This is a genomic window from Streptomyces sp. NPDC060000, from assembly GCF_042737375.1.
Lineage (GTDB): Bacteria > Actinomycetota > Actinomycetes > Streptomycetales > Streptomycetaceae > Streptomyces.
In genome coordinates, this window is sequence record NZ_JBHWUU010000006.1 from 63997 (window position 1) to 83838 (window position 19842).

General features: G+C 71.3%; 12 protein-coding genes and 1 pseudogene. 10 read left to right on the top strand and 3 right to left on the bottom strand.

All coding sequences use genetic code 11. From position 1 onward, the window contains the following. The first annotated feature begins 556 nt into the window (after nucleotides 1–556). The 4 genes from ACFWBB_RS05460 to ACFWBB_RS05475 all read left to right on the top strand — a co-directional run bounded on the left by ACFWBB_RS05460 (nucleotide 557) and on the right by ACFWBB_RS05475 (nucleotide 6587). Nucleotides 557–1846, top strand: a complete 1290-nt coding sequence (locus ACFWBB_RS05460; RefSeq protein ID WP_385267277.1) for a glycosyltransferase family 2 protein — start codon at nucleotides 557–559, stop codon at nucleotides 1844–1846. Continuing rightward, nucleotides 1843–3768 (top strand): right-handed parallel beta-helix repeat-containing protein, encoded by a 1926-nt coding sequence (locus ACFWBB_RS05465; RefSeq protein WP_385267280.1) that lies wholly within the window; start codon nucleotides 1843–1845, stop codon nucleotides 3766–3768. Before ACFWBB_RS05460 ends, ACFWBB_RS05465 begins: the two co-directional genes overlap by 4 nt. Nucleotides 3769–3880: 112 nt before the next feature. Then, entirely contained in the window at nucleotides 3881–5080 is a 1200-nt protein-coding gene (locus ACFWBB_RS05470; RefSeq protein ID WP_385267283.1) for a hypothetical protein, read from the top strand. A 208-nt stretch (nucleotides 5081–5288) separates the two neighbouring features. Next, nucleotides 5289–6587: a UDP-glucose dehydrogenase family protein gene (locus ACFWBB_RS05475; RefSeq protein ID WP_385267472.1), complete on the top strand. Its 1299-nt coding sequence runs from the start codon at nucleotides 5289–5291 to the stop codon at nucleotides 6585–6587. A gap of 264 nt (nucleotides 6588–6851) precedes the next feature. Here the strand turns inward: ACFWBB_RS05475 and ACFWBB_RS05480 are convergent, their stop codons facing one another. After that, on the bottom strand, nucleotides 6852–9920 hold the full coding sequence (locus ACFWBB_RS05480; protein ID WP_385267286.1) for an FG-GAP-like repeat-containing protein: 3069 nt from the start codon (nucleotides 9918–9920) through the stop codon (nucleotides 6852–6854). A gap of 354 nt (nucleotides 9921–10274) precedes the next feature. Between ACFWBB_RS05480 and ACFWBB_RS05485 the strand changes: the two genes are divergently transcribed. From ACFWBB_RS05485 to ACFWBB_RS05505, 5 genes and pseudogenes are all read left to right on the top strand, one after another. Continuing rightward, complete coding sequence (locus ACFWBB_RS05485; RefSeq protein ID WP_385267289.1) at nucleotides 10275–11504, top strand: FG-GAP-like repeat-containing protein; 1230 nt, start codon at nucleotides 10275–10277, stop codon at nucleotides 11502–11504. A gap of 196 nt (nucleotides 11505–11700) precedes the next feature. Further along, the gene (locus ACFWBB_RS05490; RefSeq protein WP_385267291.1) at nucleotides 11701–12981 is read left to right on the top strand and encodes an FG-GAP-like repeat-containing protein; all 1281 of its coding nucleotides are present in this window, start codon (nucleotides 11701–11703) and stop codon (nucleotides 12979–12981) included. Between the two features lie 99 nt (nucleotides 12982–13080). Further along, nucleotides 13081–13899 (top strand): annotated as a pseudogene (locus ACFWBB_RS05495) (hypothetical protein); the annotation flags it as partial. Between the two features lie 229 nt (nucleotides 13900–14128). Continuing rightward, nucleotides 14129–14569 (top strand): DUF3052 domain-containing protein, encoded by a 441-nt coding sequence (locus ACFWBB_RS05500; RefSeq protein WP_385267293.1) that lies wholly within the window; start codon nucleotides 14129–14131, stop codon nucleotides 14567–14569. Nucleotides 14570–14795: 226 nt separating this feature from the next. Next, nucleotides 14796–15689 carry a glycosyltransferase family 2 protein gene (locus ACFWBB_RS05505; protein ID WP_385267475.1) on the top strand — a complete coding sequence of 298 codons (894 nt, stop codon included), beginning with the start codon at nucleotides 14796–14798 and terminating at the stop codon, nucleotides 15687–15689. 26 nt (nucleotides 15690–15715) lie between these two features. Here the strand turns inward: ACFWBB_RS05505 and ACFWBB_RS05510 are convergent, their stop codons facing one another. Both ACFWBB_RS05510 and ACFWBB_RS05515 read right to left on the bottom strand, forming a co-directional pair. Then, nucleotides 15716–17482, bottom strand: a complete 1767-nt coding sequence (locus ACFWBB_RS05510; protein WP_385267295.1) for a bifunctional 3'-5' exonuclease/DNA polymerase — start codon at nucleotides 17480–17482, stop codon at nucleotides 15716–15718. A 272-nt stretch (nucleotides 17483–17754) separates the two neighbouring features. Beyond that, on the bottom strand, nucleotides 17755–18507 hold the full coding sequence (locus ACFWBB_RS05515; protein ID WP_385267298.1) for a Clp protease N-terminal domain-containing protein: 753 nt from the start codon (nucleotides 18505–18507) through the stop codon (nucleotides 17755–17757). Between the two features lie 91 nt (nucleotides 18508–18598). Here ACFWBB_RS05515 and ACFWBB_RS05520 point away from each other — a divergent pair, with 91 nt between their 5' ends. Then, a complete protein-coding gene (locus tag ACFWBB_RS05520; protein WP_385267300.1) occupies nucleotides 18599–19771 on the top strand; it encodes a DUF2786 domain-containing protein in 1173 nt (390 codons plus the stop codon). The last annotated feature ends 71 nt before the right edge of the window (nucleotides 19772–19842 follow it).

Genomic DNA, 19842 nt, shown 5'->3' on the forward strand with positions numbered 1-19842 from the left:
TTCGCGGCCGGCGAGTACTCCCGGCAACCGGGGTTTCGGGCTTCGGCTTTCGGGCCCCGAGTCTCGGGCGTCGACTCTCGGGATTCCGCTTTCGGGTCCTCAGCTTTCGGTTTTCGGCTTACCGGGAGTTGCGGGTGAGGTGGCGGTTCGGTGAGCTGTGGGTTTCATGTGTTCGCCAACGCCAATTTCTGGCCTGTGATGTACATCACAACCACTTTGCTTTCGTGAAGGGCGCGAAGGGCGTGAGGGGCTCGGTCGGGAGGGGTTGGGGAGGGGGGTGGCGCCCGTTGGGTGTGGGTGCAAGTTCCCTGCGAGGCACTGAAGGTGACGGACCATCAGGTGGTCTGGCGAGCACTTGATGTGTATGGTGCGGCGGCCGGTCGTTCGCTGGAGGGGCGCTCCTCTTGTGAACGTTTTGTGGATGTGGCAGGTGAACTTTGCGTTGCCCGTGTGCCGAGAGGGATCGTTTCGGCCCTAGATTTCGCCGTGTAGACCGCGAACATCGCACATTTCGCCCATGTGTTTGGGCACCGCTCCGGCTGGGGGGTCTGGGTTCGTGTCGAGCTTCTTCGACGATTTCTGGTCATGGATAGTCACGGTGACCGCCGAGACGTCATGGCGCGAGGTGATGCCGCTGGGCATCGCCGGCGTCTTCGTCTGGGGGCTGTGGCTCTATCGGGCAGTGCTCTCCCGGTTCGCCAAGCCCGTGGTGAACAACTACCGGACCACGGTGTCCGTGGTGGTCCCGGCGTACCGCGAGGACGCGGACATCCTGGTGGACTGCCTGGACACCTGGCTCGCCCAGGATCCCACCGAGATCATCATCGTCCCGGACGTGGACGACACCGAGGTCCTGCGCAGGCTGGCGGAGGTGCAGGATCCGCGGGTGCGGGTGCTGGCGTTCGAGCACCGCGGCAAGCGGTCGGCGCTGGGTGTGGGCATCCGCGCCGCGACGAGCGAACTCGTGGTGCTGGTGGACTCCGACACCCGCTGGGAGCCGGGCCTGCTGGCCGCGGTCCAGATGCCGTTCGTCGATCCCACGGTCGGCGGCGTCGGCACCCAGCAGAACGTCTACCAGCGCACGACCAGCATCTGGCGGCGCGTCGCCGACTGGCTGGTCAACCTCCGCTACTACGACTACGTCCCGGCCATGGGCCGCGCGGGTGCCGTGGCCTGTCTGTCCGGCCGTACGGCGGCCTATCGGCGGGCCGCGATCGAGCCCGTCCTGGAGAACCTGGAAGACGAGTTCTTCCTGGGCCGGCGTTGCGTCGCCGGCGACGACGGACGGCTGACCTGGCTGGTGCTGGCGTCCGGATACAAGACCGTGCACCAGTCCTCCGCGCGGGCGATGTCGATGTTCCCTTCCTCGTTCCGCGCGTTCGTCAAGCAACGGGTGCGCTGGAGCCGGAACTCCTACCGCTGCTATCTGACCGCTGTCTACAAGGGCTGGCTCTGGCGGGTCCCGCTGGTCACCAAGATCACCGTACTGCAGATCCTGCTGACCCCGGTGACGATGGGCATGGCGCTCGGGTATCTGCTCTTCAGCCGCCTGGAGATGACCGGCCGGGGCATCGTCCTCGTGCTGATCTGGCTGCTCGTCGGACGCGGTATCCGTGGGTACTCCCATCTGCGCAGACATCCGCAGGAGGTGCTGCTGCTGCCGGTGCTGGCCCTCGTCGTCATCATGATCTCGTTGCCGATCAAGCTGTTCGCCTTCGTCACCATGAACAAGCAGGGCTGGCTGACCCGCACCAGCGACAGCGTCGGTGGCGAGGGGCAGGACTCGGCGTCGCTCGGCGCCCCGACGCGCACCGCCGCGGCCTCGTTGGCAGAGGTGCAGTCATGACACGTCATCACCTTCTGGCCGGCCTGCGCGGAGCGGTCGTACTGGCCCTCGCCGCCGGTGCGCTCCTCGCTTCCGCCTCCGGCGCCCCGGCCGCCGACGCAGACGACAAGCCGCAGGTCAACGCCACGGACGCGGAGAACGAGACCGCGCTCGTGGCCGCGGAGGACCACCGCCTCGACCAGGTCCGCGCGGTGGCCGCCGTCGCCCCCCTCAAGGGCGGCCAGTGGAAGGCGCCGTACCGGCTGGACACCGGCAGCGGCTACACCCTGGTCCTGACCCAGCGCAGCAACGCCTACACCGTCTCGGACCTCCTCGAACTGGCCCCGCAGACCTTCGTCCGCGAGCAGGACGGTTCCTATCTGCTGACGGAGAACCTCTACCTCAACGCCGGGGCCAAGCTGAAGCTGTCCAACCCCGGCGGGCTGACGCTGCGGATGGCCAGCAGCAACAAGGGCTTCGTCAGCATCGTGTCGTTCGGCGGCCGGCTCACCCTGGAGGGCACCCCGCAGGCGCCCATGCGGATCACCGCCTGGGACGTCAAGAAGAAGAAGCCGGACACGGACGTACGGGACGGCCGTGCCTACATCCGCGCCATCGGCGGCCAGTTCTCCATGACGTACGCCAAGATCAGCGATCTCGGTTTCTGGAGCGGCCGTACCGGCGGCCTGAGCCTCACCGGGACCGACCGCCCCGACACCGGCAACATCAAGGACTCGAAGGCGTCCTCGGACTCCGACGCGAGCAGCGGTGACGTGGTGGCCCAGCCCTCCGGATCGCTGGCCACGCCGGACACCCGGTTCTCCGTACCCAGCCTGTCCTACGTCTCGGCCGAGATCGGGCACTCCACCCTCACCGGCAACGCGTACGGCATGTTCATCTCCGGGGCCAACGGGGTCAGCATCAGCGACAGCACCGTGCAGAAGAGCCTGGAGCACGGCGTGGTCCTGCACCGGTTCGTCACCAACGCGGTGGTCGAGCGGACCGTGTCCAAGGACAACGGCGGTGACGGGTTCGTGCTGGCCCGCGCCACCGAGCAGGTCCGGATCAGTGGCTCCACGGCCACGGGCAACGGCGGCAACGGCTTCACGCTCAGCGGCCGGCCGCTCGCCAGTGGCCCCTCGGCCTCGGGTGAGTCCATCAGCAGCTACGGCTCCAACTCCGTGTCCGACAGCACCGCCGAGGACAACGGCCACTACGGCATCGAGATCTTCGGCGGCACGGACGTGGGCGTGCAGAACAACCGTGTAGTGGGCGGTGACATGGGCATCGTGGCCCGCAAGGACGCCACCAAGGTGGCCATCACCGGAAACCATCTCAGCGGCCAGTCGAGACAGGGCATCTCGGTGCGCGACGGTGTGACCGCCGCGACGATCACCGGCAACATCGTCGAAAGCACCGACACCGGCATCTACATACGGGACTCGGTCGGCGAGGTACGCGGCAACACCATCCAGGACGGCACCAACCACGGGATCAGTCTCGTCGGGACGGTCGACCAGTCCCTCATCTCGTACAACGTCATCTCGGGGGTCGGCCCGAGCGCCGTGGACACCACCCGCGCGCACGGCGGTATCACCGTCAAGCAGAACCAGACGTTCGCCTGGCACGACACCAGCTCCTTCTGGATCAAGTTCCGGCACTACGCCAGTCCCATGACCCTGCTCTGGGCGGGCATGCTGCTGCTCATCCTGTTCTCGGCGGTGCTGGGCCGGAGCCAGAGCCGCCGCGGGCGCCGTCGCGCCGGACGCGGAATGCCGGGCAGCCACCCGTACGAGGACAAGCGGCCGCTGGCCGGCGCCGTCAAGGAGGTTCCCGTCCGTCAGACACCTCAGCTCGGCTGGTTCACGAAGGACGACGCGGAGACCACCACCCTGCGCGCCCTGACCCCGCAGTCCGCCCCGGCCGGCCCCCCGCCCCGCTGACCCCTGCCCCTCGCGGGCGGCCCGCACAGCCCGCCCGCACAACCCGCCCCGAACAGCCCGCCCCGCACAGCCTCAGCCGACTGCCCGACCGGACGGACCGGAGTTGCCGCCCATGTCTTCCACACCGACCATGCCGTCGACCCCACCGCCCACCCCCGGGGGCAGCCGATTCCGGCAGCCGGCCGTCTGGCTGGCCGCGGGCGCGTTCCTGCTCGCCCTGGCCGCACTCGTCGTGGCCGTGGCGGGTGGCAGCGGAGGGGAACCGGGGGTGACGGCCGGGGCGGTCACCGCCGGGCCCAGGGCCTCGGCGACCGAGGTGCCCGCGGGCGAGGCCGACCCGTCGGTCCTGCCGTCCCGGTCGGGCACCGCCACGGCCCCGGCCTCGCAGGCCACCAGCGGCTCGGTACCCGACTCGGCGGTCACCTGCCCGGCGTCCGCCATCAAGGTGAGCAACGCCGCCACGCTCGAACAGGCCCTCGCCCAGGCGCAGCCCGGCGACAGCATCTCCCTGGCGAACGGCACCTACGTCGGCAACTTCACCGCGGAGGCCTCCGGCACGGAAGCCAAGCCGATCTTCCTGTGCGGCGGTTCCGGGGCGGTCATCGACGGCGGCGGCACCGACGACGGCTACGCCTTCCACCTCAACCACGTCGCCTACTGGCGGCTGGTCGGCTTCACGGTCCGTGACGCGCAGAAGGGCGTGATGGCGGACGGCGTGGTGGGCACCGTCATCCAGGGGCTCACCGTCGAACAGATCGGTGACGAGGCCATCCACCTGCGCGACTTCAGCTCGGACAACATGGTCCGGGGCAACACCGTCCGCACCACCGGGCTGCGCCGCGAGAAGTACGGCGAGGGCATCTACATCGGCACCGCCAAGTCCAACTGGTGCACCGTGAGCAACTGCAAGACGGACACCAGCGACCGCAACGTCGTGCTCGGCAACCACATCAGCGACACCACCGCCGAGTCCATCGACATCAAGGAGGGCACCAGCGACGGCAAGGTCATGGACAACACCTTCGACGGATCGAAACTGAGCGGCTCCCACAACAACGACTCCTGGGTCGATGTGAAGGGCAACGGCTGGCTGTTGCAGGGCAACACCGGAAGCCACTCACCGCAGGACGGCTTCCAGACCCACCAGATCGTCAACGGCTGGGGCACCGGCAACACCTTCCGGGGCAACACCGCGAACGTGGACGGGCCCGGCTACGGCTTCCACCTCACGTCCGACGGCAACAAAGTCACCTGCGACAACAAGGCGAACGACGCGGCCGACGGCCTCGCCAACACCGCCTGCACCTCCTGACAGTTCCCGTTTCCCCGCCTTCCGCTTCCCCCGTTACCCCGGTTCCCCGCTTCCGCAGGCCGCCACCGGCCCGTGCGGCGGGCGAACACGCCCGGACACACCCCTGGAGACCACCGTGACCTCTTCGGACGACGCGCCCAGAGACGACGCGCACAGAGACGACGCGCACAGCGACGGCACCACGACAGACGCTCCCCGCCTCACCGTCATAGGCACCGGCTACCTCGGCGCCACGCACGCCATCTGCATGGCCGTCCTGGGCTTCGACGTCCTCGGCGTGGACGTCGACCCGGACAAGATCGAGCGGCTCAACTCGGGCGAGGTGCCCTTCTTCGAGCCCGGCCTCCCGGAGCTGCTCGCGAAGGCCCTCGACACCGGCCGGCTGCGCTTCACCACGAGCTTCGCCGAGGCCGGGGAGTTCGGCGACGTCCACTTCATCTGCGTGGGCACCCCCCAGCAGCCGGGCTCGCACGCGGCGGACATGCGCTACGTCGACAGCGCGGTCGGCGAACTCGCCCAGCACCTGCGCCGGCGCACCCTCGTGGTGGGCAAGTCCACCGTCCCGGTGGGCACCGCCGCCCGGCTGACCGATCTCGTCCAGCGGACGGCACCGGCCGGGACGGACGTCGAACTCGCCTGGAACCCGGAGTTCCTGCGCGAGGGCTACGCCGTGGACGACACCCTGCGGCCCGACCGGCTGGTCTTCGGTACGACCTCGGAGTGGGCCGAGGAGCAGCTGCGCGCCGCCTTCGCCCCGGTGATCGCCCAGGGCACCCCGGTGGTCGTCACCGACCTGCCCACCGCCGAACTGGTCAAGGTCGCCGCCAACTCCTTCCTCGCCACCAAGATCTCCTACATCAACGCCATGGCGGAGGTCTGCGAGGCGACCGGCGCCGACGTCACGGGCCTCGCCGAGGCGCTGGCCTACGACGACCGGATCGGCGGCCGTTTCCTCAAGCCCGGCCTCGGCTTCGGCGGCGGCTGCCTGCCCAAGGACATCAGGGCGTTCAGCCACCGCGCCGAGGAACTGGGCGTCGGCCAGGCCGTCTCCTTCCTGCGCGAGGTCGACGCCATCAACCAGCGGCGCCGGGCCCGCACCGTGGACCTGGTCCGCGAGCTGGCCGGCGGCGAGCTGGCCGGCATCCGGGTGACCGCGCTGGGCGCGGCCTTCAAGCCCAACTCCGACGACATCCGTGACGCTCCGGCGCTGGACGTGGCCAGAACCCTGCACCAGGCCGGCGCGCAGGTGACCGTCATCGATCCGGCGGCCACCGAGAACGCCCGGCGCGCCTACCCGGAGCTGACCTACGGCACGGACGTGCTCGCCGCGGCCACCGGGGCGGATGTCGTGGTGCTGCTCACCGAGTGGGCCGAGTTCCGGGAGATCGACCCGCAGGCGATGGGCGCGGTGGTGGCCCAGCGCCGGATCGTCGACGGACGGCACGCCCTCGACCCCGCACAGTGGCGCAGCGCGGGCTGGGAGTACCGCGCGCTGGGCCGCCCCTGACCACCCGCAGATCCGGAGTGCCCGCCGGGCGGGTGTGAGGCGCCGCCCGGCGCGGCCCCGGCCCGGCGCGACCGCGAGGGGCCGTGGCCGCGACCGCGAGGGGCCGGCCCGGTACCCGCAGGACGGCGAAGCGCGCTTCGCCGTCGGTCTCCGGCGACACCGTCCGCCGCCGTGCGGCAGCGTGACGAGCGCATCGAAGCTCCGGACGCCGGTGACCGGTCAAGTCGCCGACGTCGTCCGGAGCTTCGTCGTGCCGCGGTGCCGTCAGAAGACGCCCTTGTACGCCCCCCACCCGGTGGCGATCTTCACGCGGGCGCCGAACGAACCCTTCCCGTCGCCGGCGTAGCGCCAGACGTTGCCCGAGGTGTCACGGGCGATGATGTCGGCCCTGCCGTCGCCGGTGATGTCGCCGACGCCGGCCACGACGTTGTACGACGCTCCCCAGCCGGCGGTCACCTTCACCCGGGGGGTGAAGCCGCCGGCGCCGTTGCCGGAGTAGCGCCACAGGGTGTTGGCACTGTCCTGGGCGAGGAGGTCGCCTCGGCCGTCGCCGTCGAAGTCGCCGACGCTCACGATCTTCTTGTATGCCGACCAGTTCGCCGCGATGCGGACGCGCGCCGACAACTTCCCCGTGCTCGTGCCCTTGTAGAGGAACACTTCACCGCTCGACGACTTGCGGGCGATCAGGTCCGCCAGGCCGTCGCCGTTGAGGTCGCCGGGCGAGGTCAGTACGTTGTACTGGTTCCAGCCGGTGCCCAGGGAGGTGTGCGGGGTGCCGGGGGTGAAGGCCTGGCCGCGCTGGGTCCCGTACACGCGCAGCTCGCCGGTGCCGAACCGGACGAGGATGTCGCCCCTGCGGTCGCCGTTCAGGTCGCCGAAGGGGACGAGGGTCACCGTGGACGGCCAACCCGAGGCGGATATCGCCGCGTTGAAGCCGCCCGCCCCGTTGCCGGGCCGGTATCCGACCACCCCGGACGGGGAGAGGGTCAGGGCGTCGCCGATGCCGTCGGGTGCCTTGGAGCCGCTGCTGGTGAAGTCGTGGCGCACGGCGGACCCGGTGGACACGGTCATCGTGCGGGACACGGTCAGCGGCGGACCGGAGCCGTCGGCGGGCGGGGCGGTGAGCTTGAAGGTGTAGGTGCCGTTGGGCACGAGCGCGCCCGCCGTGTCGCGTACGTTCCATCGCACGGCGAGCGTGCCGTCCACCTCGCCGCCGGTGTACGTACGGACCACCTGGCCCGAGGCCTTGCTGGTGAGCGTGGCCGTCCAGGAGGCGGCGGGCTTGGAGAGCAGCCCGCGCCACTGCCACCACGGGGCGGTGGCCGCACCGCTCTCCGCGGCGTTGTCGGTCGTCTCGGACTCGATGACGCCGAGCGGCTGGGTGGCGGCCCCGCTGGGCACCAGGTGGATGCGGCGGGCGGCGTCGACGTAGGCCGCGGGCCCGCCGAACTTGTCCACCGTCCAGGTCACCCCGCGCTGGCCGGCGTCGCCCGCCGCGAGGTCGCCGATCTTCCGGGTGGCCGCCGTGCCGTCGGCGAAGGCGGTGAGCAGGAGCGCTCCGGCCGAGGTGTCGTGGCGTACGAGGTAGCCGTCGCCGAGCAGCGCCTCGCCGGACGGGACGGGGATGTTCTTCTTCGCCGTACGGTCCCAGACGCCCGCCGCGGCCGTGGTGCCGCAGGACCAGTAGATCCAGCGGCCCACGACCTGCAGTTCCGTGGGGACGCAGGGGGCGCCGGTGCTCACGGTGGCGGTCGCCCTGCCGGTCTTCAGGTCCTTGGCGGTGACCGTGCCGGTGGTGGCGCCCGGCGTCCACAGCTCGGTTCCCCACACCGAGGCGGCCGTGACGGAACGCGTGAGAACGGGCTGAAGGTCGGTGTAGGCGCCGAGGTCGCCCACGTACTGCCTGGCGGGGGAGGAGCCGTTGACGACCGCGTAGCGGCCGCTGATGTCCAGGACGCTGCCGGAGGTTGAGGGAAGGTAGAAGAAGCCCGACGTGTCGGAGCGGTCGATGGAACCCACGGACGAACCGCCGTCGGGGTCGCCGCCGGCGACGAATTCCACCGCGCGGCCGTCACCGGTGGCGTACGGGCCGGACTGCTGGTGCTTCCAGGTCCGCCGGACCGGCGTGCCCGGTGTTCCGTCGGCGGAGACCGGGCGGGTGTAGTAGGCGTTCAGGAAGCTGCTGTCCCTCTCGTCGGTGGCCAGGGTGCCGTTCTGCAGGGAGAGGTGGTCGATCCAGGCGGCGGCCGGCGGCACGGCGGTCACCTCCGTCAGGGTCGGCGTCCCCGCGCCCGTGTCGGTGACCCTGCGCACCGCCCAGTGCGCGGAGTCCGCGCCTCCCACGGTCAGCAGGCCGCCGTCCGGGGTCGGCGTGAGCGAGGTGTTCGCGTGCCGGAGCAGGGTGACCGGGTCGCCGCCCGAGAGGGGGACGGCGCTCAGCGGCTCGCCGGACTTGTCGACGAGGTTGCCGGGCTGCGACGGCACGGAACGGGCGACCACCAGCCAGCGGCCGGCGATGCCCAGCTGCGGGGTGCCCTCGGTGCCGGGCAGCGTCACCGTCGTCTCGGCGGCGGACAGGTCGGCACGGTCCAGGACGTGTGCCGTCGCGCCGTACGCGTACCAGACCAGCCGGTCGGCGCTCAGGGCGACGGCGGTCGGCGCGGCGGCCACCGTCACGTCGGCGGTGACCTTCGCCGCGGCCAGGTCGACCAGTGCCAGGTGGCGCGTGCTGCCGAGGGCGTAACTGACGACGGCCGTGCCGCTGTCGCCGGCCAGGACGTTGAAGTTGGCGGTGACGCCGGTCGGCCAGCCGTCGACGAGGGTGCCGCCGGCCGGTGCGTCGCCGCCGTACAGCCACAGCACCCGGTTTCCGTCGGCGTCCCGCGCCTGGGTCAGCACATGGGCGCCGTAGGTGGCCCAGTACGCGCCGTGCGTGATGGTGACGTCCGTGGTGGTGCCGGCGGCCATGTCCCTGAGGACGACCTTCTCGGTGCGCGAGACGACCTCGGTCACGATGTCGGACGACGATCCGAGGGAGCCGGGGATCGCGGCCTGCGACAGGGCGCCCAGTTCGGTCGTCGTACCGGTGGCGTACGACGTCCACAGCAAGCCGGAACGGCCTTCCTGGGCATGCAGATATCCGCTCGGACCGGCGGAGTGGGTGAGGTCCCGGCGCGGGACGTAGCGGTCCGACTGGAAGACCTTCTCCGCCGCGAGCGGGGTGCCGGTGTTCCCGTCCGCGGCGGCCGGGGCGGCGACCGGGAGGGGGCCGGTGGTCACGGCGAGGACCGCGAGCGCGGCGACGACGAGACGGGCGGGGGTACGGCGGGCCACACGGCCTCCAGGGCGAGAAGAGGGCATCGGGATCAGTCCGGTCGGGGCAGCCGCGCGCCGCCCTCGGGCGCCGCGCGATCTGCGACCACCCGCGCCCGAGCGGTCTGCGGCCGGACGATGTCAGGACGTCGGCGGCAGACATGCGGCGGTGATGTTCGCTCCCCCCGGCACAGAACGTACACAGCGAAGGTCAAAATACACACCAGGCCCTTGGCCCCTCAACGGCCCGGACCTGCAGGGCCGTTGACGGCTCTATGCGCGCGTTCGAGGGTCACGATGCGTCTATCATGCACACAACATTCACACGTCCGAGGCATGTGCGCCCCGGGCACAGCGCACCCCGGGGGAAACTGAGTGCGTCCGACTTTTCCGCATGTCCTTCGTGGCGCCCTGACGGCCGGTGTCGCAGCCGGAATCATCGCGACCGCCGTCACCGTGCCCGCCCAGGCCGCGAGCGGCTACGACCGTTGCCCGTGGGGCAGCCTCTGTGTCTTCAGCGATCCGCTGGGCAAGGGGCAGATGCTGGTCGTCAAGGGCAGCATGCTGAACCTCGGCGCGTGGGACAACCGCATCAGCTCCTACGCGAACTACACGGACTGGCCGGTGTGCTTCACCATCGCTGCGGGGCTCGACCCGCGGGAGGGCGGCACCCACTCCTACCCGGGGCAGGGCTCTTTCGACGAGAGCGCGACGCCCGAGTTCGACAACACGGTCAGCTCGCTCGACCTGGGGCCCGAAGCGGACCGGTTCTGCGCGGGTGAGAGCCGGTACCCGGTCTACCAGTGGGACAGCGAGCCCAAGCCCAGGCCTGCCGCGCTTCCCGAGCACGGGGCCTTCGGCGATGTGAACGGCGACGGGTACGCCGACTTCCTGTCCCGGAACAAGTACGGGCAGCTGTGGACGTCCCACGCGTCCGGCAGCGCGGGCAGGACCCGGCTCGTGGGGAGCGGCTGGAACGTCATGACGCAGTTGCTCCGCCACGGTGACTACAACGGGGACGCCAAGGAGGACCTGTACGCCCGTGACAAGGCCGGGGTGTTGTGGTTCTACCCGGGCCGGGGCGACGGGACCTCCGGTACGCGCGTGCGGGTCGGCGGCGGGTGGAACGCCATGCGCGACGTCGCGGCCGCCGGTGATCTGACGGGTGACGGCAGGGCCGATCTGCTCGCCGCCGACCGTGCGGGCACCCTGTGGACGTATCCGGGAGACGGCAAGGGTTCCTTCGGGACACGGAAGAAGGTCGGCGGCGGCTGGAAGGCCATGAACGAGCTTGTCGGCGCGGGCGACATGAACTCCGACAGGCGAGCCGACCTCGTGGCCCGCGACACCGCCGGGAAGCTGTGGTTCTACCCCGGCAACGGCAAGGGCGGCTTCGGCACCCGCAAACTCATCGGAGCCGGCTGGAACAGGTTCACCGAGCTTGTCGGCCTGGGCGACATCACCGGTGACGGACGGCCGGACCTGATCGCACACGACCCGCGCGAGGCCTCGCTGCGCGTCTACCCCGGAACCGGCGCGGCGGGCGGTGGCCTCAAAGCCGCGAGCGTCTTCGGCAGCCTGCAGTCGGGCGTCCTGGTCTTCTGACCCGCTGCCCCGCACGTCAGGCGTTCCGTTCTTCCGCCCGGCACGTCAGGCGTCCTGCTCTTCTGAGCGGCCCTCGGAGCGCTGCCGCTGCCGCTCTCGGTACCGCTGCCGCCCACGGGCCGCATCCCACCTTCCTCCCGACGGATCAGGTCCCGAACCTCCGGGCCCGATCTTCCGGACCGAACGGAGACCGACCATGCTTCGCATCTTCCTGGGCCGCCGCGCCCCTGGCGAACTCTCCTCGCCGGGACGTGCCGCCGCCCGCCGAACCCTCGGCGTCGCGGTGGCCGTCGCCGCGTCCATGGCCACGTTGGTCAGCACGGCCCCGCAGGCGGCGGCCACGGACAACTCGGCCCGCTGCCCTTCGGGGAAGCTGTGCCTCTTCCAGTACGGCCAGTACAAGGGCGAGATGAAGATCGTCTCGTCGAGCCAGGCAGCCCTGAGCGGTTTCGACAACAAGACCTCGTCGTTGGTCAACAACAGCGGGAAGTGGGCAGTCGCGTACACCGGCGCCAAGTACACGGGCAGTGACACGCTGCTCATCAGCCCGCACAACGGGGCCATCGAGCTCACCGGCGGTGCGTTCGGCGGCGCGTTCGACAACAAGATCAGCTCGATCCGGGTCGCCACCACCGAGTACGAGGTCGTCCAGGGCGTCCCCTGGATGGACTGGTACCGCCAGCCGGAGGAGAAGCGACCGGAGGGACTGCCCGACGTGGCCCAGTTCGGGGACCTGAACAACGACGGGCGTCCCGATCTCCTGGAGCGCGCGGCTGACGGCCGGCTGTGGTTCCTCTCGGGCATCGGCAACGCCGACGGGAGCACCAAGGGGAAGCTCGTCGGGAGTGGCTGGAACGCCATGACGCAACTGGTCCGGCACGGTGACTACAACGGGGACGCCAAGGAGGACCTGTACGCCCGTGACAGGGCCGGGGTGCTGTGGTTCTACCCGGGCCGGGGCGATGGCACCTTCGGGACGCGGAAGAAGGTCGGCGGCGGCTGGAACACCATGCGCGAGATCAGCGCGGCCGGAGACCTGACCGGTGACGGCCGCAGGGATCTGCTGGCCCGCGACACCGCCGGAAAGCTGTGGCTGTATCCGGGCAAGGGCAACGGCGTCTTCGGCGCCCGCAAGATCGCCGGCAGCGGCTGGAACGCCTTGAACCAGATGGCCTCACCGGGCGACATGACCGGCGACGGCAAGGGCGACCTGGTCGCCCGCGACGGATCACGTGCGCTGTGGCTGTACCCGGGCAACGGCAAGGGCGGCTTCGTGGCGCGCAAGAAGCTGCCCTACGCCTGGCCCAGCGACGAGCCGGTGATCGCGACGGGTGATGTGAACGGCGACGGACTCTCCGACCTCCTGCGGCCCATCGACTTCCAGGTGTTCGTCTACAACGGGAATGGCAGGGGTTCCATCGGCGGCCCGAACGCCGACATGCTCTGGGACAACGCGACCAACGTCCGCGTCCTCTGACGGAACGGGGGCACCGAGCCGGCATATGCCGGACAGGAGGTGGGCGAGGGCGGCGGGGGTGGTGGTGAGGACCGTGGCGGGGGTGTCGCTCTCGCGGAGGTGCAACAGGTGTTGTCCGTGCCCTTCCCGGCGCCTCACGATTTCGCTGCCATGAACGTCGACCTCACCGAGATCGAGCCCGTCGAGCGGCGCGTGGACACGCTGCTGCGGCCGAGACCGACGAGGAGGGCTACCTCTTGGTCGTGGAGTCGCAGGGCAAGCCCGACGAGAGGAAGCGCGGCAGTTGGCCGTACTACCTCAGCCACCTGTACGAGAAGTACCGCTGTGAACCGGTGCTGATCGTCGTCACTCAGAGCAGTGCCACGGCCCGCTGGGCGGCAGAGCCGATCCACCTCGGTGTGCGGGGCATGCCTTCGCTGACCGTGCGGCCATTCGTTCTCGGCCCGGACAACGTTTCCGTCATCGCCACCCGGCTGGAGGCCGAGCGGGACGTACCCCTTGCGGTGCTTTCCGCGATGACACACGGCCGGGGGCGGCAGGCCCCCGCCATACTGGAATCACTGGCAGCCGCCCTGCGGACCATCGACCGCGACAGCGCCGCAGCGCTCGTGCAGTTCGTCGACTCGTGCCTGACAGACTCTCAGGCACAGCGAGTGTGGAGGGACCTCATGACCGCGATGCAGTACTTCTGGCGACACCCCCTCGCACAGGGAGGTGCGCGAACAAGGCCGTGAAGAGGGCCGGGTCGCGGACCGGGCCGAGATGACCCTCCGCATCCTGGAATGGCGCGGCATCCCTGTGCCGGACGCCGTCCGCGAGCGCGTCGAATCCTGCACCGACCTCGATCAGCTCACCACCTGGTCGCAGCACGCGGTCCACGCCACCACCGCCGACGATCTCTTCTTCGCCACCGAGTAGCCAAGTAGCTGGTCTTCAGAGCGCACGACGGGGCTGGTCGGGACGGCTGCGGTGAAGGAGACGATCTCCACCTCCTCGCCCGGAACCGGTGCCGGTGCCGACCAGTCGGCAAGGGTCGTCGCGACGTTCTGGAAGTCGTCGAGTACGGCACAGCGGAAGGGCACGGCTTTTCCTCCAGGTGAGGTGATTCCGACCGGGGACGGGTCCGGTCCGAGGTTACCGTGAGGCCGTGAGCGACTCGGCCGCGACCGGCGGCGGCTACTCCGGCACCCCCCTCGCCAAGAAGCTCGGCGTCAAGCCCGGCCACCGGGTGCGGCTGCGGCACGCCCCGGCCGGCTGGGACGTGACCGGACTCCCCGAGGGCGTCCACCTCGCCCCCGGCGGCCCCCGCGACGCCGACGTCACCGTGGCCTTCTACCGCAGCCACGCCGAGCTCGCCGCCGAGACCGCGACCCTCGTCCATGACCTCGCCGACGACGCCATGCTCTGGATCGCCTGGCCCCGCAAGGCCGCCGGCCACGTCAGCGACGTCACCGAGAACGCCCTCCGTGACCTCTTTCTCCCGCTGGGCGTCGTGGATGTGAAGGTCGCGGCACTGGGGGAGGACTGGTCCGGGCTCAAGTTCGTCCGCCGCAGGGAGAACCGCCGCAGGGAGAACCGGCGCGGCTGAAACCGCCGCGGTTGAACCGACTCATGTGGAACCGGCGCTCGGTCACGACCGGACCCGCGGAACATGCTTACGCAGAACCGGCATAAAAGCGAAGCAAAATGAGGTGGCGTCGGAGCAACGCCCGCACCTGAGGCAACATCTAGGTGAACGACGGGCCCGCGCCCTGGACGGGACGCGGCCGTGTCGAGTGCCGGATGGAGTGAGGGACGTGGTGGACGTGGGGGCTGTGGTGGAGCCGAGGATCGCCGTTGCCGTGGTGACCATGGGGAACCGGCCCGCCGAGGTCGACGCGCTGCTGGAGTCGGTGGCCAAGCAGGACGTGGCGCCCACCCGCATCGTGATCGTCGGCAACGGCTGCGAGCTTCCCGACTTCGCGCACCGTCTCTCCCTGCCCGGCGAGGTCACCACGATCGACGTCGACGAGAACCTCGGCTGCCCCGGCGGTCGCAATGTCGCCCTCGCCCGGCTGAGGGAGTACGGCGACGTGGACGTCGTGGTCGAGCTGGACGACGACGGGCTCCTCGTCGACGCGGATGTACTGCGCCGCGTACGGGACCTGTACGCCGCTGATCCGTGCCTCGGCATCGTCGGCTTCCGCATCGCCGACGAGCACGGCGAGACCCAGCGCCGGCACGTCCCGCGCGTCGGCGCATCGGACCCGATGCGGGGCGGGTACGTCACCGGCTTCCTCGGCGGCGGCCACGCCCTGAGCATGGCCATGCTCGCCGAGACCGGCGACTGGCCCGCCGAGTTCTTCTTCGCGCACGAGGAGACCGACCTCGCCTGGCGGGCCACCGACGCCGGCTGGAAGATCCTCTACGCGCCCGAGCTGCTGCTCCAGCACCCCAAGACCTCGCCCGCCCGGCACGCGATATACCACCGCGTCACGGCCCGTAACCGGGTCTGGCTGGTCCGGCGCAACCTTCCGCTGCTCCTCGTCCCCGTCCACCTGGGCGTCTGGATCGCGGTCACCCTCCTGCGCACCCGCTCGCTCGGCGGCCTCAAGGCCTGGTTCGGCGGGTTCGCGGAGGGCGTGCGCAAGCCTGCCGGACACCGGCGGCCCATGAAGTGGCGGACGGTGTGGCGGCTGACCAGGCTGGGCAGGCCGCCGGTCATCTGACCGCCCCGCCCCCTCCGGCCCCCCGCTCACTTGGCGTCGGCATAGCACTCCACCACCGCCGTCGTGAACGGGAACCGCACCGGCGTCTCCCCGAACGTCAGCCGCCCGGCCAGGTCGGACGCCTCCCGGATCGCGGCGACGACCGTCTCGGCCTCCTCCTCGGGACAGTGCACGATCACCTCGTCGTGCTGGAAGAAGACCAGCTCGGCCGCCATCCCCGCACAGGTGCGCCGTAGCCCGGCGAGCAGCAGCAGCGCCCAGTCGGCGGCGCTGCCCTGGACGACGAAGTTGCGGGCGAACCGGCCACGCGCGCGTGCGTTGGTCGAGGCGTACCCCGGCACCCATTGCCGGTCGTCGGAGTTCTCGACCTCTCCGCCAGGACCGCGAGCGCCGCCGGGGCCACCGGAGCCGCGAGAGCCACCGGAGTCGTCGGCGCCGCCGGAGTCGACGGGGATGCCGGCCTCCTCCGTGCCCTCGTCCCCCGTCCCGGTCGCCGGCGGGCAGGTCCGGCCGAGCCAGGTCCGCACGAGACGGCCCTCCTCACCGGCGCGGGCCGCGTCGTCGACGTACGCCACCGCGCGCGGGAAACGACGACGGAGCGCGGCGAGGTTCTTCAGTCCGTCACCGGAGGTCTGGCCGTAGACCGCGCCGAGGACGGCGAGCTTCGCCTGGGCACGGTCGCCGGAGAAGGCGCGGTCGGAGACCGACTGGTAGAGGTCGGTCTCCCGGCCGGCGACCTCCATCAGACCGGGGTCGCGGGAGATCGCCGCCAGCACGCGCGGCTCCATCTGGTCGGCGTCCGCGACGACGAGCCGCCAGCCCGGGTCGGCGACCACGGCCCGCCGGATGACCTTGGGGATCTGAAGGGCGCCCCCGCCGTTGGTCACCCAGCGCCCGGTGACCGTGCCGTGCGCGAGGAACTCCGGCCGGAACCGGCCGTCCCGTACCCAGTCCTGCAGCCAGGACCACCCGTGAGCCACCCAGATCCGGTACAGCTTCTTGTACTCGATCAGCGGCTTCACGGCAGGGTGGTCCAGGGTCTCGATCTCCCAGCGCCGGGTCGACTTGATCCGGATGCCGGCCTGCGCGAAGGCCTTGACCACGTCGGCGGGCAGGTCGGGGCGGACCCGCCGCCCGAACGCGGCCGACACCTCGTCGGCCAGCTCGGCCAGCCGCCTGGGCTCGCCCCCGCCCGCGTACCGCTCGCCCAGCAGGTCGTGCAGGACCGCGCGGTGCACGTCCGCGCTCCACGGCAGCCCGGCCCGGTTCATCTCGGCGGCCACCAGCATGCCCGCCGACTCGGCCGCCGTCAGCAACCGCATCCGCGCCGGGTGTTCGGCCCGCTCGTGCCGCCGCTGCTGCTCGGCGTAGACGGCGAGGAGGCCTTCGAGCGGCAGCCGGACGGCGGTCTCCTGTGCCTCGAACAGCGAGGACTGCGCGCCGGGCACGGCGGCTCGCTGCGGTGGGTCCGGCGGTACGGGGCCGCCGTGCAGCCGGGCCAGGGCGGCGGCCGCCGAGCGGGGTTCGCCGGACCGCCCCTCGTGGCCCAGGAGGAGGGTCTCGGCGTCCTCGACGTCGTAGCACCGCTCCACTCGCACCCCCGTGGCGAGCAGTCGCGGATACACCTCGGCCGTGGAACGCCAGACCCAGCGGGTGACGTCGGGCCGCTCGCGCACGGCCCGCGCCAGGTCCGCCTCCCGCCGCAACGGGCCTGCGGGCAGCCCGCCGGGACCGAGGGGGGCGAGTTCCACGCCACCGTCCTCGGCCGGAGCGAGTGCCCATCGATCGGCCATGCTGCGAGTGTGGCAGGAGGGTCTGACAACGGCCCGGGCAGCGGCTTCCGCGACGGCAGCGGCCCGGGCACCGGCCCCAGTGGCGGTCATGGCAGTGGCTTCGGCGACGGCAACGGTCCCAGCGGCGGCCGGGGCAGCAGCCCCGCATCGGCCCCGGGCAGCAGCTCGGACAACGGTCCTCAGCCGTCGTCCCGCTGCTCCTGCTCCTGCCCCTGCCGCTACTCCTACTCCTGCCCCTGCCCCTGCCGCTGCTCCTACTCCTGCCCCTGCCTTTACTCCTGTTCCTGCCCCTGCTCCTGCCCCAACTGCGCGGAGATCGCGGCCAGGATCTTCGCGACGTACCGCTCGGTGCCGGGCTTGTCGATCCCGAGGCCGCTGAGGACGCCCTCGCCGTTCTCGAACTCCAGCAGCGCCAGCAGGATGTGCTCGGTGCCGATGTAGTTGTGGCCGAGGCGGAGCGCCTCACGGAAGGTGAGCTCCAGGACCTTCTTCGCGTCCGGGCCGTAGGGGACCAGTTCGGGCGCGTCCTCGACGGCGGGCGGGAGCACGGCGGTCGCGGCCTCGTGGACCGCGTCCAGGGAGACGCCCTGCTCGGCGATCGCCCTGGCGGCGAGGGCCTCCGGCTCGGCGAGCAGGCCGAGGACGAGGTGCGCGGGCAGCCCCTCGGCGTTGCCGGCGGTCTTGGACGCGCTGTGGGCGGCCATGACCACGCTCCGCGCGCGGGGGGTGTAGCGGGCGAAGCCCTGACTCGGGTCGAGGTCGGCCGATTCCTTCGGGACGAACCGCTTCTGGGCGGCCTGCCGGGTGACGCCCATGCTCCGGCCGATGTCGGTCCAGGAGGCGCCGGAGCGGCGGGCCTGGTCGACGAAGTGACCGATGAGGTGGTCCGCCACGTCGCCCAGGTGGTCGGCGGCGATGACGGCGTCCTGGAGCTGGGCGAGCGGCTCGTTGTGGACCTTCTTGATGGCGTCGATGAGGTCGTCGAGACGGACGGACGCGGTGGTGCCGGATCGAGGAGTCGTCATGTGTCAACGTTAGGTTGACAGTGGCGAGGTGTCAACCTGAGGTTGTCACTCCCCTGGGCTGTGCGGCCGTACGCCGTGACACGATCGACCGGTGAGCAGCACCGACCACAGCAGCACCGACGACGAGACCCCTGGCGGCGGCCCTTCCGGCACCGTCGAACGCGCCTTCCGGGCCGCGCTCTACGACTCCGCCGACTCCGCCCTCGACACCGGCGCGTCGCTCCTCGCCGCCGACTCCTCCGCGGACGCCGAACTGGCGCGGCGGGGCGCGGAGTTCGTGGCGGCGGCCTGGCGGCGCGGCTGGCAGCCCGCCGACCTCGTGCGGTTCGTACGGCGCGAGCTGGACGACGTCCATGTGGGCCTCGTGACGGCACTGATCGGTGCGCAGGCGCGCGACGACCGGGCGCGCGGCCGGCGCTGGGCGGCCCAGCTGGCGGAGCTGTCCGGCGACACTCTGGCTCCGCCCGCCACCGACCGTTTCTCGCACGCCACCACGGTGCTTGAGCTCTACCGCCTGCTGCTGCGGCTGCCCGCCCTCGAACCCCTCCAGGAGGAGGAGTCGCACCGGCAGGCCCGCCCGGGCGGCCACTCCCGCATGCTCACCCGCATCCGCGCGCTGCTCGCCAAGGCCGAGGCGACCGGGTTTCCGCAGGAGGCGGAGGCCCTGAGCGCGAAGGCCCAGGAGCTGATGGCCCGGCACAGCGTCGACGAGGCGCTGCTCGACGCCCGGGCGCCGGCCCCGGACGCGCCCGGCGCCTGCCGGATCGGCGTCGAGCCGCCGTACGAGCAGGCCAAGGCGATACTGCTGGACGCGGTCGCCGGGGCCAACCACTGCCGAGCGGTGTGGAACGAACCTTTCGCCTTCTCCACGGTCGTCGGCTTCGAGGCCGACCTGGAGGCGGTGGAGCTGCTCTACACCTCGCTGCTGGTGCAGGCACAGTCCGCGATGGCGAAGGCCGAGGCGGCCCAACGGGCCGGCGGCCGGAGGCGGACCAAGACCTTCCGGCAGTCCTTCCTGGCCGCCTACGCCCATCGCATCGGCACCCGGCTCGGCGAGATCACGGCCGCCGCCGAGACCCAGGTGACCGACGCCCTGCTGCCGGTTCTCGCCTCCCGTGCGGTCGCGGTCACCGCCGCGACGGACCGGATGTTCCCGGAGACGGTCTCGACCCGCCTGCGCGGAGTCACCGACGAGGCGGGCTGGACCGAGGGCGCCGAGGCGGCGGACCGGGCCCGGATGCGGTCCCGACCCCGGCTGCCGTGATGCACTCGGCCGCCGTAATGCCCCCGGCTGCGGCGATGCCCGGGTTGCCGCACACCCCGACGTGGGTCAGC

Coding starts and splice junctions, on each gene's coding strand:
- ACFWBB_RS05465 (WP_385267280.1), top strand. CDS start 1,843: ATGACACGTCATCACCTTCTGGCCGGCCTGCGCGGAGCGGTCGTACTG.
- ACFWBB_RS05470 (WP_385267283.1), top strand. CDS start 3,881: ATGTCTTCCACACCGACCATGCCGTCGACCCCACCGCCCACCCCCGGG.
- ACFWBB_RS05490 (WP_385267291.1), top strand. CDS start 11,701: ATGCTTCGCATCTTCCTGGGCCGCCGCGCCCCTGGCGAACTCTCCTCG.
- ACFWBB_RS05510 (WP_385267295.1), bottom strand. CDS start 17,482: ATGGCCGATCGATGGGCACTCGCTCCGGCCGAGGACGGTGGCGTGGAA.
- ACFWBB_RS05515 (WP_385267298.1), bottom strand. CDS start 18,507: ATGACGACTCCTCGATCCGGCACCACCGCGTCCGTCCGTCTCGACGAC.